Source organism: Schnuerera sp. xch1 (genome assembly GCF_019931165.1).
Lineage (GTDB): Bacteria > Bacillota > Clostridia > Tissierellales > Tepidimicrobiaceae > JAIOUP01.
Genome location: NZ_JAIOUP010000005.1, coordinates 23,168 through 39,628 on the forward strand (window position 1 = coordinate 23,168; position 16,461 = coordinate 39,628).

17 protein-coding genes are annotated in these 16,461 nt (G+C 31.7%); 3 read left to right on the top strand and 14 right to left on the bottom strand.

All coding sequences use genetic code 11. The features are described 5' to 3' along the window. Nucleotides 1-83: 83 nt before the first annotated feature. Nucleotides 84-827, top strand: coding sequence for an endonuclease/exonuclease/phosphatase family protein (locus K8M07_RS05520; RefSeq protein WP_223376904.1), 744 nt, complete (start codon nucleotides 84-86; stop codon nucleotides 825-827). Between the two features lie 78 nt (nucleotides 828-905). On the opposite strand, the gene K8M07_RS05525 is transcribed toward K8M07_RS05520, so the two are convergent. The 11 genes from K8M07_RS05525 to K8M07_RS05575 form a co-directional block, all read right to left on the bottom strand. After that, complete coding sequence (locus tag K8M07_RS05525) at nucleotides 906-1,808, bottom strand: ABC transporter substrate-binding protein (RefSeq protein ID WP_223376905.1); 903 nt, start codon at nucleotides 1,806-1,808, stop codon at nucleotides 906-908. Nucleotides 1,809-3,412: 1,604 nt separating this feature from the next. Continuing rightward, nucleotides 3,413-3,634, bottom strand: a complete 222-nt coding sequence (locus tag K8M07_RS05530) for a hypothetical protein (protein WP_223376906.1) — start codon at nucleotides 3,632-3,634, stop codon at nucleotides 3,413-3,415. 23 nt (nucleotides 3,635-3,657) lie between these two features. Next, nucleotides 3,658-4,521, bottom strand: a complete 864-nt coding sequence (locus K8M07_RS05535; RefSeq protein WP_223376907.1) for a uroporphyrinogen decarboxylase family protein — start codon at nucleotides 4,519-4,521, stop codon at nucleotides 3,658-3,660. A 12-nt stretch (nucleotides 4,522-4,533) separates the two neighbouring features. After that, nucleotides 4,534-6,258 carry an ASKHA domain-containing protein gene (locus K8M07_RS05540; protein WP_223376908.1) on the bottom strand — a complete coding sequence of 575 codons (1,725 nt, stop codon included), beginning with the start codon at nucleotides 6,256-6,258 and terminating at the stop codon, nucleotides 4,534-4,536. A gap of 40 nt (nucleotides 6,259-6,298) precedes the next feature. After that, nucleotides 6,299-7,153, bottom strand: a complete 855-nt coding sequence (locus tag K8M07_RS05545; RefSeq protein ID WP_223376909.1) for a uroporphyrinogen decarboxylase family protein — start codon at nucleotides 7,151-7,153, stop codon at nucleotides 6,299-6,301. Nucleotides 7,154-7,174: 21 nt separating this feature from the next. Beyond that, nucleotides 7,175-8,113, bottom strand: a complete 939-nt coding sequence (locus tag K8M07_RS05550) for a CobW family GTP-binding protein (RefSeq protein WP_223376910.1) — start codon at nucleotides 8,111-8,113, stop codon at nucleotides 7,175-7,177. 15 nt (nucleotides 8,114-8,128) lie between these two features. Then, nucleotides 8,129-9,148: an MtaA/CmuA family methyltransferase gene (locus K8M07_RS05555; RefSeq protein WP_223376911.1), complete on the bottom strand. Its 1,020-nt coding sequence runs from the start codon at nucleotides 9,146-9,148 to the stop codon at nucleotides 8,129-8,131. An 18-nt stretch (nucleotides 9,149-9,166) separates the two neighbouring features. After that, nucleotides 9,167-9,835 (bottom strand): corrinoid protein, encoded by a 669-nt coding sequence (locus K8M07_RS05560; protein ID WP_223376912.1) that lies wholly within the window; start codon nucleotides 9,833-9,835, stop codon nucleotides 9,167-9,169. A 31-nt stretch (nucleotides 9,836-9,866) separates the two neighbouring features. After that, nucleotides 9,867-10,946 carry a uroporphyrinogen decarboxylase family protein gene (locus K8M07_RS05565; RefSeq protein ID WP_223376913.1) on the bottom strand — a complete coding sequence of 360 codons (1,080 nt, stop codon included), beginning with the start codon at nucleotides 10,944-10,946 and terminating at the stop codon, nucleotides 9,867-9,869. Nucleotides 10,947-11,162: 216 nt separating this feature from the next. Next, a complete protein-coding gene (locus tag K8M07_RS05570; protein ID WP_223376914.1) occupies nucleotides 11,163-11,540 on the bottom strand; it encodes a uroporphyrinogen decarboxylase family protein in 378 nt (125 codons plus the stop codon). Nucleotides 11,541-11,574: 34 nt separating this feature from the next. Beyond that, nucleotides 11,575-12,693: a uroporphyrinogen decarboxylase family protein gene (locus K8M07_RS05575; protein ID WP_223376915.1), complete on the bottom strand. Its 1,119-nt coding sequence runs from the start codon at nucleotides 12,691-12,693 to the stop codon at nucleotides 11,575-11,577. Between the two features lie 179 nt (nucleotides 12,694-12,872). On the opposite strand from K8M07_RS05575, the gene K8M07_RS05580 reads away from it, so the two are divergent. Both K8M07_RS05580 and K8M07_RS05585 read left to right on the top strand, forming a co-directional pair. Further along, nucleotides 12,873-13,619, top strand: coding sequence for a hypothetical protein (locus K8M07_RS05580; RefSeq protein ID WP_223376916.1), 747 nt, complete (start codon nucleotides 12,873-12,875; stop codon nucleotides 13,617-13,619). 30 nt (nucleotides 13,620-13,649) lie between these two features. After that, nucleotides 13,650-14,306: a transposase gene (locus K8M07_RS05585; protein WP_223376917.1), complete on the top strand. Its 657-nt coding sequence runs from the start codon at nucleotides 13,650-13,652 to the stop codon at nucleotides 14,304-14,306. A 270-nt stretch (nucleotides 14,307-14,576) separates the two neighbouring features. Here K8M07_RS05585 and K8M07_RS05590 read toward each other — a convergent pair whose 3' ends face one another. Genes K8M07_RS05590 through K8M07_RS05595 form a run of 3 tightly spaced genes read right to left on the bottom strand, consistent with a single transcriptional unit; the run spans nucleotide 14,577 to nucleotide 16,343 of the window. Next, on the bottom strand, nucleotides 14,577-15,149 hold the full coding sequence (locus K8M07_RS05590) for an ABC transporter ATP-binding protein (protein ID WP_317845477.1): 573 nt from the start codon (nucleotides 15,147-15,149) through the stop codon (nucleotides 14,577-14,579). Then, nucleotides 15,136-15,342, bottom strand: coding sequence for an ATP-binding cassette domain-containing protein (locus tag K8M07_RS12630; protein ID WP_263282463.1), 207 nt, complete (start codon nucleotides 15,340-15,342; stop codon nucleotides 15,136-15,138). The genes K8M07_RS05590 and K8M07_RS12630 overlap by 14 nt, the downstream gene beginning before the upstream one ends. Then, complete coding sequence (locus tag K8M07_RS05595) at nucleotides 15,342-16,343, bottom strand: ABC transporter permease (protein WP_223376918.1); 1,002 nt, start codon at nucleotides 16,341-16,343, stop codon at nucleotides 15,342-15,344. Before K8M07_RS05595 ends, K8M07_RS12630 begins: the two co-directional genes overlap by 1 nt. Nucleotides 16,344-16,461 lie beyond the last annotated feature (118 nt).

Genomic DNA, 16,461 nt, shown 5'->3' on the forward strand with positions numbered 1-16,461 from the left:
GCTTGATTCCTCGGAAGAATTCATTTTTCACCTATTAGTAGCATAAAATAAAGTTAAAAACAGAAACATTTGGGGTGAAAATAATGTGCATAAATGTTCTTACATGGAATATTAAAGTCGGGCAAAATAAAAACGGTAGTTACCCAATTTCTAAAACAAAAAATTTAAATAGAATTGCAGATCTCATTAAGGATTCTAAAACTACAATTGTATGTCTTCAGGAGGTAGATGCACATACCTTGCGATCTGGCATAAAGATTCATCAAGCTGCATATATTGCTGACAGACTTACTTTAACAACAGGAACGGCCTGGAATTATGAATATATTGTTTCTAAACATATGAATCCAGGATATTATGGTAATGCAATTCTAAGTTGCTATCCCATGACAACTGCTTTAAAAGTCCACTTATCTAAGATAAACAGTAAGGAGGACCGTAGTTTCCTCCTTGCAAATATTTGCATAGATAATTTATATATACATATAGGTACATTTCATTTAGGATTACAAGGAGATCAGATTTTTCAGGCACAACAGATAAAGAATGCATTAAACAATAATAACTATTTTAATAAAGGAATGATCATTGGTGGTGATCTAAATGTTCCAGAAGGTTCATATGCTTATAACATAATGGCTAACCACGGATTCCCCATGATTGATGTTGGCCCTGTAGGAGTTTGTACTTTAAACTGCTATAATAATTCTGATAATCCAAAAATTGATTTTTTATTTACAAAAGGGATTCCGATCTATACTTTAAAAAGTGAAGTACTACCCATTGATATCTCAGATCACAGACCAGTAAAGCTATATCAATGCTGAAAAAGCTTCTTGTAGCTCCTTATATAGATACTAATTTTAAAAAAACTTAATTATGAAACAAAAATAAAACTCTTTTAGTTAATTTATTTCTTTATCTTCTTCTCCAAGAAGCGGATTCCATACTCTATCTAATAATTCATCTGTAGTCTCTTCACTTTGTATTATTCCAAATTTCTTGTAGTCGTCTAACACATTTACAAGAGTAGTTTCTGTCGTCTCATCATCTATACCAAAATTACATGCTTCCATCATTCTAACTACTAAATCAAAATCTCTAGATACCCAATCATTGTCAAATAACATTTGTGCTTCTTCCTTATTGTTTTCAATCCATCTTTCAGCTCTTTTAATTGCTCTGGTTGCTTTTTTAGCAGAAATAGGATTTTCTCTTACGAAATCACCATTAAAAGCATGAACACAACAAGCTTCTGTTTGGAAGTCTTCATCATAAGACAGTGATCGTATATGCTTTATTTTCCCTTCTTCAACGAATTTTGCGGCAAATTGATCGGATAAAATAGCTCCTTGTACCTCATCACTTTCCATAGCTAAAATTACAGCACTTGATTCTACAGGTCTAAATTTAACATCATCTACATCAATATTGTCACGATTTAAAAACCTTAACCCTATATTATGATCACTGTCACCTATTCCATTGGGAACTCCTATGGTCTTTCCGGCTAAGCCTTCAGTACTATCTATTCCACTATCAGTTAATACATATAATGATTTACAACCAGTATGAGCCCCTGAGGCAAATACCATATTTACACCATTTACCGTTGGTACTAAAAATGAAGCTATATGTCCTGTAATAATTTGCACTTGATTTGTACCTACAGCATCTTCCAATTTAGCAGCTGAGATCACTTCTATATCTATACCTTCTTCTTCAAAATATCCAAATATACCTGCCATGCTAGGACCTGCTGTACAGAATCCTCCATTAAATCCAACCTTAATAGATTTTCCATACATAGGCTCTTTCTTCCAAAGTTCTTCTTCCGATTCTCCACCTGATGTCTCTACTACTTGTTCACCATCTTTTTGTGGTTTTCTCCAGTATCATTGTTAGCACAGCTCGCTAGTACACTTATCAATAAAATGAATACCAATAATAATGCTAACTTGTTTTTCATATTACTACCTCCATCTATAATTTAAATTTATCTTCAAAATACTCACTTATTCTTAGAATTTCTAATAGTTTTAAAAAGAAGTTAATGGATATTAATATAAAATATTCTAATATATGGATTTTAGGGCTGCATTCAAATAGACATACGGCTATTTTTGCTAAAAACGAATATATTCGCTCTCAAAATCTCCGCAATGACTCATGGCGATTTACCCTCCTATGTCTCACAGGATCTATTTGTCCTTAAATTCCTTCGTTCTATTTATCCATGAGGTGGAGGCTGGAAATGCTCCTTTAAATTTTCTTACCAAGCCACTAATGGTTATGGTAGCGGTAAAGGTTCAGATACTCATGTAGGCTTATTTGTTGCCTACTACAATTTCCTTAGGCCACATTTCGATACTTATTGGAAGCCTCTTAATTCAATTTCAGAACTTGAAGCTGTTCCTAATATGACTGGAAAATGGCAGAAGCTTATTGAGTTGTCACAAAGACACATTTTAACAAATCAAGCTTCTTAAACGCTTTTGTATACTTTTCCTTCAACCTCAAAGAATTTAAAACAATCGGTTTAATGGCTGTCAAATGGCTCGACCCAAAAGTTTTCGACCTCTTGACTGACATTAAATCCGTATTGTTATGCTAAAAAAGAGGTTTGAGGAAAGTGTCTTAAAATTTTTCTTGTTTTTTAGTGAATTTTTCTTTAAACTTCTCTGTTTTTTAACATAATTTACTTATATTTAGATTGAGTTTCTTTATTCTAGTTTTTCATACTCTAGTTAACACTACCCTCTGAAATAATTGATATTTTTGTCCTTATGCAGATTATTATTCAATATTAATATAAATTTTTTTGATTGAGTAAATAACCAAATTTAGAATATATATAGTTTTTATATATTATTAAATATATAAAATTGCATTTTTAGGATAATGTTTTTTCAAGCTTGTCTTGTCAGTAATTTGATTGTTAAGCATATATAGCTAATTTATAGTTGTGTGTATTTAGTTGAATTTAGAAGATGTTATAATTATGAAAAGATATTAGTAAAGTCAAACTTATTTCATCTGTGAATTTCTTTACGAGTAGTTTTTTTATATTAATTTTCATATAAGTAAAAAGCCTAAAAGATTAATGTGCTTAGTATAGATGTATAAATCATTAAATTAATATTTTTTATTTTTAATTTGCGAAACCAGAAATTTAGTAAATGTATTTACTTATTTGCTAAAAAATACCATACATCTTACAAATTGTCAACATCATTTAATTACTGAATTTATTCATATTTAGATTTTTTATTTGAAATAATAAATAATGATATATTGAAATAAGAGAAAGAAGAACCCTATCTTTTTTGATAGGGTTCTGGCAGTCTTAAAAAGACTGAAATATCCAATTTCTTAACTAATAATCATACTTTACTTTTTATCATCAATTTTCTTAGTTTTTAATAACTGCTTGAATACACTGATCTTTATTAAAGTCTTCGTGGGGAGTTGGATCTTCTACATGAATATGAGGAATTATCTTTGTTTTCATATTTATGGTACCGTCTGCATTGATTCCTAGTTCTCTACTATATCTAACCACAAATTTACTATTATACAAATAATAAAGTGGGATTTTTTCATCTAATTCCTTAATATTAGTTAAATTTCTCACTTTACACGGGTCAACAAATCAGGTTAAATCATGAGTTTACAACTGATTATTTCATCTTTCTTCATTTTAGAATTCAAACACCAATGTCCGATAAAATTTATATCTTTTCTTTCCTTTTTAGCATTTTTAATCATTTCAAAATAATTTTGGCCCTCTGCTTTAATCTTTTCAACTTCTAAAAGTCCAGCTGATTCAAGGGACCTAGATGTTTTTATACAAAGATGAATTACCGAGTCCCCTAGTTTGCCTTCAACTCTTTTCAAAATATTATATATAGTTTTACCTGCAAAATCTTTAAAAAACCTTGGTCCAACTATATCTAAAGTACCTGCAGGATCTGCGTAAGAGATTACATCAACTCCATTTTTTATGGCTTCCAAAATATAGTCCACTGTACTATTTTCAATTAATTCCAACAGTTTATTTGCCTTGTTTATATCTTTTCTAGTAGCTCTAAAAAACAGATTGCTATCTATAATAGCAGTTCCAAGAGTAACTGGTCCAGTTATATCAAGAACTACATATTCTCCATCTTTTTTTAATATCTCTATTGTTTTAAAGACTTCAGCAATTCTACCTTTACTCAAATCTAAACTTCCCATATCTTCAATTGAATTTATATCGTCAATTGCGTATCCTTCTATTCTATTTCCAAGTTTATGGTCAAATTCCACTGTAGAACCAAAAGCTTCAGCTTCTACAGTATGGCAGAAAGGTAATTCACAATATGAAGAATTCTTATATGCTTTAAAAGCTTTTGACAATATAGCCATTTTAGAAGCATCATTATTTATTTCTTCATAAGAAAAGTTTAAATCTTCTAAAATGCTATCAGGTATTGATTCTTCTCCTTCACCAACACATTTTAATATATTATTAGCTACCATTTTATCACCTATTCAGAAATTTAGCTGAGCAACAAAAATATCTTGAAAGTTTTCTTTAAGGGATAGCTCTAATACTTTCATATTTTCCTTAATTTTATACACCTTATTATGACAATTATTATTGATTAGCGCAAGTCTTGCACCTTCTAGTGAAGTATTTCCTAAGAATTTTATATCTCCATTAAATCCCTTGGGTATTAATCCTATTTCCATTATATTATCTGGATTAATATGATAACCAAAGGCTCCAGCTATATATACCAATGGTATTTCCTCAATTGTTAATCCTATTTCATCTAACATCATAATTACACCAGAAGCTATAGCTCCCTTAGCTAACTGGATTTGCCTTATATCCTTTTGAGAAATATATATATCATCAGTTATATAGAACTTCTTATCCACTAACCTTGCAGCCAATTTAGGATTTGTATCCTTATTCCATCTACCAGATTTCATTATAATATCTCTTTTTACCAATGCTCCAGCTATATCTATAAGACCACTACCACATATTCCTATTGCTTTGGCATTTCCTATTGTCGAATAAGTAATATTACAGTCCTCATCAATATCAAATTTTTCTATAGCTCCTTCTTCTGCACGACATCCACATTCAATATTCATACCTTCCAATGCTGGCCCTGCTGCTGTAGATGTGCATATTATCTTTCCATCCTTTAAAGCTGCAAGTTCGCCATTTGTACCAATATCTATGAACACAGCCTTTTTATTATTTTGAAATCCTGATGCCATAATACCTGATACTATATCACCACCTACATAGGATGAAGCAGATGGAATTATAGTAAGTAAAGCTTCATTATTAGCCTTAATTGATATATCCTTTGCTTTAATATCTTCACAACTTAAAAACACCGATCTATATGGTGCCTTAGCCAATGATTCAGGATTTATTCCTAATAATAAATGCATCATTGTAGTATTTGCTGCAATAGCAATATGATAAATATCATCTACACTATATACACTATCGACGAGCCTTTTAATTTTATTGTTTATTTCATCTACTATTAACTTCTGAAGTTTAACAGCACCTGATGGATCTTCCATACAATATGTGATCCTTGTTAGGACATCTCCACCATATTGTGTCTGAGGATTTAAAGAAGATAGACTTCTAACTACTTGTCCATTGGATAAATCAACTAAATAATAGGAAACACCTGTAGTTCCAATATCTACAGCTAAGCCTAATACATCCTTTTTATAAGTAGAAATATCCAATAGCCTGTGTTCAAGAACTACACCCCAAATTTCTTTGAAAATACCTTCTTCTATAACTGCAATCTTTCTATGTAAATCTACTGAGCTAATCCTGTATCCTATATAATCAACATATGGAATAGAACTTGATTGATTTATTTCTGGAAGTCTTACTAATTTAACAGGACTATCAATTTCTACATCAATACTAAAGCCCTTATCAATTGTCTTTAATACTTTTTGTTTTTCTATTAATTCTACTTCCACATCGCCTAGAATTTCTGCCATACATGATAATCTTTCGCACTTTTCTTCATCAATAATCTTTTTTTCTCTATCATTTGGTTCAGACAATTGCCCTTTAGCGATTATTTTACATTTACCGCAGAATCCCATACCATTACATGGAGTTTCAATACTTAGTTTAGTTTTTCTAATAGCATCTAATAAAATTGTGTTTTTTCCAACTTCAATACATATATTTTCCTTAACAAAATTTACTTTAGGCATTGTATACTTCCTTCCGTTTATATCTTAATTCTTAAAATTTCTAAATAAGTTTGCAAATTGTTAATTCATTAGTTTTTGCTTCTGTTTTCAAACACCAATGACCTAAAAATTTAATATCTTTTCTCTCATTTTTTATATTTTTTATCATCTCAAAATAATCTTGCCCTTCTGTTTTTACCTTTTCGGTTTCTAAAAGGCCTATTGATTCAAGAGAGGTAGAAGTTTTACCACAAAGATGAACTATTGAATCACCGAGTTTGTCTTCGACCCTCTTCAAAATATTGTAAGTTGATTTTCCAGATAAGTCTTTATAAATCTTTGGACCAACTATATCTAAAGTACCTGCAGGATCAGTAAAAGAAATTATATCTACTCCGGAGTTTACTCCTTCTAAAATAAAGTCTACAACATTATCCTCAATTAATTCCAACAACTCTATAACTTTCTCTTTATCTTTTCTAATAGACTTAAAAAACAATTCACTACGAATAATTGATGTTCCAATAGTGAAAGGCCCAGTTATTTCAAGAAATACATTTTCTCCATCAGCCTTTAATATCATTGTAGCCTTTAAAACTTCAGCAATTCTTCCTTTGCTTAAATCAAATTCTTTTAGGTCTTTTATTGAATTTATATCCTTAATAGCATATTCCCCAATCCTATTACCATATTTATGGTCAAAAACCACTGTAGAGCCAAAGGCTTCAGCTTCTACAGTATGACAAAAGGGTAATCTACAAAATGTGATACCCTTATTCTTCTTTAAAGTTTTTGACAATATAGCTATATTAGAATTATATCTATTTAATTCTTTATATGATAGTCCTAAATCTTCTAAAATACTATCAGGTACTGATTCCACTTCATTTCCTATGCATTTAAATATATTTGCCATCTTATCATCCTTTCTAGAAACTTAATCAAATAAATTTCTGATAGAATCTTTATTTAAATTCTTTCCAATAATTGTGACTTGACCTATGGTCTTTACTCTCTCTTCTTTTGTATCAAAATTATTAGGTGTAAAATCAAAATCAAGCCACTTTTTATCAGTTCTCAAAAGTGAACCTTTAGCTCTCAAAACTTTGCCATACATTGGATCGTTTAGCGAATTTAAAATGGATGTTAGCTCTTCTTCACTATATGTTTTCATAGTTTCAATAGAGCAATAGTCAAAGGTATTGGCTGAATCTTCTTCATGGTCATGTTCATGGTCACAATCATAACCATCATGCACACAAATATCCTTATTTTCTTTATTTGATTTTGCTGCATCTAAAATATCCTTAGCTTCTAAATCATCCCATGATGTTGCAATTATATTGGCATTGGGATTTATATCTCTAATAGAATTTATTACATTATTAACCTTAGATTCGTCAGTTAATTGAGTCTTACTAAGAGCAATAACATTTGCATATTGGATTTGATCTTTAAAGAAATCTCCAAATACTTCAATAAAATCTTCAAATTCTAAAGCATCAACGATTGTCATAGCCAAATCTATATCAATATCTTCAAATTTTTTCGTCATATTAACTGTGGATATTATGTCGGATAATCTTCCTACACCTGTTGGTTCGATTATGATTCTATTAGGACTATGTTCTTTAATAAGCTCCTTAATTGCTATTTGAAAATCTCCTGAAAGTGTACAGCATATACATCCAGAGGAAATTGATTTTATTTCAACACCTGATTCTTCAAGCCTATTAGAATCTATACTAATATCTCCAAATTCATTTTCTATCATGGCAATGCTATCACCTAATACATTTGCATCTAATAACTTTTTAATCATGGTTGTTTTCCCAGCTCCTAAAAAGCCAGAGATAATGTCTATTTTTACAGTCATATTTACTCCTTCTTATTAATCTTCACCTTTAACAGTCTTTAGTATAGCTTGAATATTTTTCATTGGTGATTGTGTCCCAAGTCCACAAGCAGGCGAAACAATATTTATACCACTATTAATTGCATTTTCAGTCATTTTTTTAATCTTCTCTTCATTAGCAGATTCAAGAGCAAATGAACTTATATTACCCATTAAAATTTTATCTCCCATATGCTCTCTTATTTCTTTTATTCCAACAACTGTATCAAAACTAAAGGCGTCTGCTTTTAATTCTTTTATTTCGCAATATACACTACGCATTTGACCACATATATGAACAATTATAGGGAAATTTTCATCAACTTCTCTAATGCCATCTATTAGCATATTAATATATTTAACAGCATATTCCTCAAAATATTTTGGTCCTAATATTTCCCCAGTACCACTTGGATCGGATATAACAATTACATCTGCTCCTGCTTTTACTTGAGCTTGACCAAATTCAATAATTTGATTTGTAACAAACCCCATGAATTCATGTACATCCTCTTTTTTTCTTCTTAATTCTTTATAGAATGTAACTGGTTCCATCAATGATGAAGCTACACTAATAGGACCTGAAAGATTACCTACTATTGGCACTCCATGGCCTTTATTTTTTAAAATCGAAATCGCATCTGTAGTTACCTTAGCTCTTCCGCTATTTACATCTGTTACTTTTAACTTTTTATAATCCGATACAGAATCAATTACATAATCAACAACATGAGGTTCAAACATTTTAGAACCCATATCAATACCTGCACCCATACTTTCTACTTCAATAGTCATACAAAATGGAACTCCATAGTTTTCAAACATCCCATATTCATATACAGCCATTGCAAGGTCTGCCATTTTATTAGCATCCGTATGAGCATCTGGCCACATGATTCCTGTCTTTTCCATTAATTCAGTTATAATCATATTCATCATTCCGCCAGGGCAAATACAAGGAAGTCTATCTACTTTATTTCCCTTCAATGCAGAAAGAAGTCTTTCTCTTGAATTCAATATCAAAACCTCCTTTTATTACGCCGGAATACCCATACCAACTAATAGTTTTGCTAACTTAACAGCTTCAACCGCATTAGGTGAATAACCATTAGCATCAATTTTGTCGCAGTATGTTTGAGAAATAGGTCCTCCACCTATCATTACTTTTGTATTTTCGTACATATTCTCTTCTTTTAGCATTTCAACAACTTTTTTCATCCCAGGCATAGTAGTTGTCATCAATGTTGATAAGCAAACAAGGTCTGCATCTACTTTTTTTACTTTATCTATGAAGTTTCTTAAAGGTACGTCACGTCCTAAATCATACATTTCAAAACCAGCGGTTTCTAACATGATTTTTACTAAGTTCTTACCTATATCGTGAGTGTCACCTTCAACAACTCCAATAACACATTTGTAAGTCTTTTCCCCCTCAAGGTTCTTCTGAGGTAAATGAGGCTTTAATATATCTAATCCATTATACATAGCATCTGAACAAATTAATAAGTCTGTAATGAAATACTCTTCTTCTTCATACATTACTCCAGCCCTATTCATTCCATCAACTAATCCTTCCGTAATACCTTCTAGTGGGTCATATCCAGCATCTAGGTATTCCTGTGCTACACTTATAATCTCTTCATCTTCCATTTCAAAAACACAATCTGATAGTTGTTTTAATAATTCTTCTTTAGATTTACTCATACTCATTCCTCCTTGTTCTAATTCCTCTATATTAGTTTTCTATTCCTAACAACTCTTTGTCTAATGGATATTTCCCATACTTACGAGCTGCTTCCATAAATGCATCTATGTTTTCAATAGGCACATTTTGTGTAATATCACAGCCTGAAGCAAGGATAAACCCTTTTGGATTATCATAGCCTTTACGTATAGTTTTCCTTACAGCTTCATGTACTTCTTTTTTAGTTCCATGTAATAGAACTCCTACAGGGTCTACATTTCCTAGTAAAGGAAGTTGATCTCCTACTTCTTTCTTTGCAAATTCCATATCTACAACATTGTCTATACTTAGCATAGCTCCACCTGTTCCAACTATGTCATGTATAGTGTTTGTAATATTTCCACACATGTGAAGTACATTAACTCCTTCGGCATCATTAATTGTTTCGTTTAATTCAGTAGCATAAGGTTTTACAAATTCTCTATATTGATTTGGGTGAAGCAAAGTACCAGAAGATATAGGATCACATTGTAGAATAAGAACTCCTTCATTTATATAATCAACATATATACCTTTAAGCGCATCTGTAACTTTTCTAAGTAATGCGTGTACCTTTTCAGGGGATCTTCTAGTAGCTCTAAGCATCTTTTCAACAGGATATACACTTGCTGCAGCTGTAAATGGTCCTGAAATCAATACCCCTACTGGTACTTCATCGCCTACTTTTTCTTTACAAATTCTACATGCTTCCAATGTTCTTTGTAATTCTGGGTCATTTTCTTTTGTAGTCAGAGAAAAATCTAACTTGTCCAAATCATCTAAATCCTTAAGTATGTTTTCTTCTACAGCAGGTACACTATCTTCAGGATCGCCCATTTTTGTTCCAAGTGCTCTTCCTATACCATGAAGTCCATATTCAATGATTATTATGTCATTTCCATATTTTTCATAACACCCAATTTGTGCAGCTGCCTCATTTACAGCTGAACTTCTCTTCTCTTTGTGTGTCATTCCTACTACTCTATGTGCAATTGATACTAATATTGGCATGGCTAATATTCTATCCATTTCTTTGCCTGTCATAAAAGCCTGCAACCTCTCATTTGGCGTCATCTGATCTAATTTGTGCATAATTCCCCTCCCTATTAGCTTGATAAAAATATCACATATTCTATTATATATTAGTTATTACAACGCTTCTAATCGTTTTTTTTAATACAAAACTATTGAGTTATAGATATTCTTTATGATATATATTTATCCACTTTCATCACCAAGTTGCTACAATGCTAGGTACACTAAGAAACCAACTGACAAATATTTTATCAGTTGGTTTCTTAGTTTATTCTACATCATGCCCAGAGGCATTTCACCTATCTTTGCACCTTTTCCAAATGTTCTTGATGCGTAAATATATGCTTCTAAGTTTTCCTTTGGTGTTCCTACTGGTATTTGGCATCCGCTAGCCAAAATATATCCTTTGGGTGAAGTAGTACCTTTTTGGATACATTCCTTCACACTTTCTATTACATCATCTATAATACCAGATCTTAAAACATCTACCGGTGGAACATTCCCTGCAATGGTAACAGTGTCCCCTAATACTTCACATACTTTTGTCCTACTTTCTCTGAGTAAAGAGCTAACAGAGTCTCCCAAGTTTACTGTATCATACCAATGTATAGCATGCGATGGTCTACGCTTAACATCCTTATCTTGGCACAATAACAGGCACTAGCTAAGAGATACTTGTTCCAATTTATGCATCTCTCGTTCCCTCTGGCATTTCTCCAATTCTTGCTCCTGCTCCATATTTTCTTACGGCATATACAAAAGCTTCCATGTTTTCAATTGGAGTTCCTATGGGTACCTGACACCCACTTGATAGCATATATCCTTTAGGACTGTCGCCTGCTTTTTTTATACAACTTTTTACAAACTCTATTACGTCATCTATAGTACCATACCTAAATACTTCTATAGGAGGTACATTCCCAACTACGAGCATTTTATCTCCAAGAGCTTCTGCTGTATCTCCTATATCTTCACAGTTGTCTACACTAAAAGATGAAATTTCTAATTTTCCTACATCCTCCCAAATTCCTTTCGTATGTCCACAAATATGAAGAGATGGTTTTTTACCAGTAATTTCTATTAATCCTGATATCAATTTCTCAAGATAAGGAAGTGATAACTTATTAAACTGCTCTTTACTTAAAATATCAGTACATGTCACAGGATCAGAGATAGAAGCAGTTCCAGGACCTATTTCTTTAGTAAAAACTTCAATCCATTTAAGTGAAGCATCTACTGAAAATTGTAGTAGTTTCTCTAAATTTTTTACATCCTTTCTAGTATCTTTTAAGACACTTTCTATCGGTCTTATTGCAACAGCTGTAGAAAAAGGTCCAACAACACCAGTTGTAATTGCCATCTCAGGATATGATTGTTTCAGTACCTTCGCTCTTTCAAGTAATGGAGTAAGTATTTTATTGTCATAAGGATTAGGAATTTCAAGTTTATCAAAGTCATCGTAATCTTTCAGAATATGGTCATCAATATAATCTAAACCATCTTCAGGAAAAACTAAATTTGAACCTACAGCTCCGCCAATTGACCTTAGGGACAATCTTACATTTACACCTTCAATTCCTAACCGCTTAGTCCTTTTTCCAATAATATCTTTAAATACATTTATGTCATTCTCCATTTGATAGGTAGTATAGCCATATATATTTGCTAACGCTGGCTCTGGTAACTGAAGTGTATATAGAAGATGATCAACTTTTTCTCCATTGAAATACTTATAGCTTCTCTCTGCACTTGACATTTCCACTTTATAATTGTCCATTTCTGACTTTAATTCTAAGTAATCCAATTTAACTTTAACCTCCTTTTCGGATTATGTAGTGTTAACCTATTTATTTAATTTATAGATTAAAGCTCTGTTTTATCAAGGGTTTCAATGTCTTTTAAAAATAAAAAACAATGATCCCCCTTTTTCTGGTATAATTGAGTCGGCAAACCAACAAAAATACATAAGAAAGGTTGATCATTGTGAACTCAATTATATCATATTTACTTTTATATAATCAATTTTTAATTTCGACTATTCGTCAATTAATTATGTTTATTGTTAAAACTATTCCTCTAAATGATTTTAAAGATAATCACTTTAGTCCTAAATATCAGAAATTTACTGTTGATGCTTTACCAATTATTAAAAAACCTGAAAAACTTAACTACAAAATTCTTCTATCAGAGTATCAGTCTAAGAACGGCAAAGAGTTAAAACCTGTTAAATCTCGTGGTGGTAAATCCGTGCCTTCTGATGCAATATGCCCTCGATGTGGTGCTCTTCATAATTATCTGTACGATAATAACGGTGGACGAGGTCAGCTCCTCTGCAAGATTTGTAACTTTAGGTTCGACAAGGATAAAGAAAATTTTAGTTCTAATACTCTTATTTGCCCTTATTGTGGTTGTGCTCTTCTTAAAAAGAAAAGTCGTAAGTTTTTTAATATACATAAATGTGTTAACATGAAATGCCCATTTTATCTTGATTCTCTAAAGAAGCTTTCTCCTGAGGAGCTTGAAGAATTTAAGAATAACAAATATAGATTCAAACTTCACTATATCTATCGAGAACTCACTATTGATTTCTTCAAGGTGGATTTATCTTCTATGCCTAAAGGTTCCTTTAGTCTTATTTTTAGAAAATTCCCTCATCATGTAATGGGACTTTGTCTCACTTATCATGTTAATCTTGGTCTATCTACCAGAGCTACTACAAGAGCCCTTTAGGAGGTTCATCAAGTTAAAATTTCTCATGTTATGATTAGTAAATATGCGAAAACTGCTGCTACAATTTTTAAACCTTTTGTTGATGATTTTGATTACAAACCTACCAATTATCTTGCAGCTGATGAGACTTATGTTAAGATTAAAGGCGTTACCCACTACGTTTGGTTTGTCATGGATGCTCTTAAAAAATCTATTTTAGGCTATCAAGTATCAAATACTAGAAGCATTGACCCCTGTATTTTAGCTATGCGTATGGCATTTCAAAAATTTAAAGAGTTTCCAGGATTAAATCTTAAATTTGTTTCTAATGGATACTCTGTATACAATCTTGCAAAGCAACAATTCGCTCTTAATGATAAGGATTTTAACCTAATTCAAGTTATCGGACTTACCAATGATGATCCTATTTCTAAGGAATATCGATGGTTAAAACAGATCATTGAACGCTTAAACAGAACCTTTAAATTTTCTTACCAATTCACTAATGGTTATGGTAGCGGTAAAGGTTCAGATACTCATGTAGGCTTATTTGTTGCCTACTACAATTTCCTTAGGCCACATTTCGATACTTATTGGGAGTCTCTTAATTCAATTTCAGAACTTGAAGCTGTTCCTAATATGACTGGAAAATGGCAGAAGCTTATTGAGTTGTCACAAAGACACATTTTAACAAATCAAGCTTCTTAAACGCTTTTGTATACTTTTCCTTCAACCTCAAAGAATTTAAAACAATCGGTTTAATGGCTGTCAAATGACTCGACCCAAAAGTTTTCGACTTCTTAACTGACATTAAATCCGTATTGTTATGCTAAAAAAGAGGTTTGAGGAAAGTGTCTTAAAATTTTTCTTGTTTTTTAGTGAATTTTTCTTTAAACTTCTCTGTTTTTTAGCAAAATTTACTTATATCTAGATTGAGTTTCTTTATTCTAGTTTTTCATACTCTAGTTAACACTACCATTAAAAGTTTAAATTTTCCATGATTTCTTTTCTATAATCTATAAATTCATCACTCATTCTATTTCTTGGATATGGTAAATCAATTTCTATTTGTTTCTTTATTCTCCCAGATCTTGGTGCTATAGTCACTACTCTCGTACTCATGTATATGGCCTCATCAATATCATGAGTTACCATAATCATTATATGCTTGTTTGAACTCCACATGGATAAAAGTTCATCTTGCATATTCATTCTTGTAAAAGCATCTAAAGCTCCAAGGGGTTCATCTAAGAGAAAAACTTCTGGCTCATTAATCATTGTTCTAATTAATGCGACCCTTTGTGCCATACCACCTGATAATTGATGAGGATATGAATGTCTAAAGTCACTGAGTCCAACAACATCAATAAGTCTATCCACCTGATCCTTTTTTTCCTTATGCTTTCCTAACATCTTCAAACTAAACGATACATTATCCTCCACAGTTAGCCATGGAAAAAGAGTTGGCTCTTTGAAAACCATCCCTCTATTAATACTTGTACCTTTTATAGCCTTGCCATCAAGTTCAATTCTTCCTTTAGTTGGAGAAATTAACCCTGCTAATAAGTCTTAATATAGTGGATTTGCCACACCCTGATGGTCCTACAATACTTATAAATTCTCCATCTCTAATAGATAAGTCGATATCCTCCAAAGCAATGGTGACACCATGACTATCATTTGTTGATAAAAAAGACTTACATATACCTTTTAGTTCTAAAATATAACTGTTTTCTCTATCCACTAAGCCACCTCCTGCCATTTAAGTGCTATTTTTCTTACTTTAGTAAGTAGCCAGTTAACAGTGATGAATGTAAGACAGATAATTATAATAGCTGCATACATCTTTGCAAACTCAGCCCATGATTTCTGCCAAGTTATATACCAACCTAATCCTGATTCTACACCTAACATCTCACCTACAAGTAATGCAGTACATGCAGAACTCATACCTTGAGTTAAGCCTTGAAAAATATTTGGCAGTGCAGCTGGAAGAGCAATTTTTGTAACTAATTGAGTATCTCTTGCACCAAGAGTCTTTGCTGCTGAAAAATAACTCTTATCTACATTATGTATACCTATCATGGTTGCTAAGGTTACTGAAAACCATACTCCCAATGCAATAATGAATACAGCTCCTTTGAATAGACTTGCCGATACAACCATTACCAATGGCAACCAAGTCGTGGAAGGTATTGGACCTAATAACTTCATAAAAGGTGATACCCAATAATTTGCCCTCTTGCTATATCCACATAATATACCTGTTACAAAACCAATTGCTGCTCCAATAAAATATCCTGTAAATAGCAGAATTAGAGAATTCTTTACACAATCCAATAAATAAACCTTATCCACCCATGGAAAATACGGAAGTATTAAAATTCCAGTTTTTAAAGTTAAATAATCATATACCATTAATAAAAAGAATACAAAAGAATAAAATGGAGCTTTATATCTAAGCTTTGCAAAAATCTTTTTATTTAACAATCCTATTATAAAATAAGCAAACACAATAAGGATTAACAATCCAATAAAATATGTATAGACATTAGTAGTCTTATTTGTTCTATAATTTGGTACTAAAAGATATTCCAAGATATATATTGTCCCAAATATTACTGGTGAAAATGCTATTATATAGTCAAGGATTTTTACAACATTTGATTTCGGCTTAGATTCTAGCATTAACACATCTTCTCTTGTTAATTTTTCTACAACATTTAATATATCAACTCTTTTCATTTATAAAGTCACTGTACCATACTCATAAATGTCACTAAAACTGGTATAGAAATATTCTATACATTCCTTTTCCATCGCAATTGCCCTTAACCGCTCATTTAGTGTCATCCTTATGCAT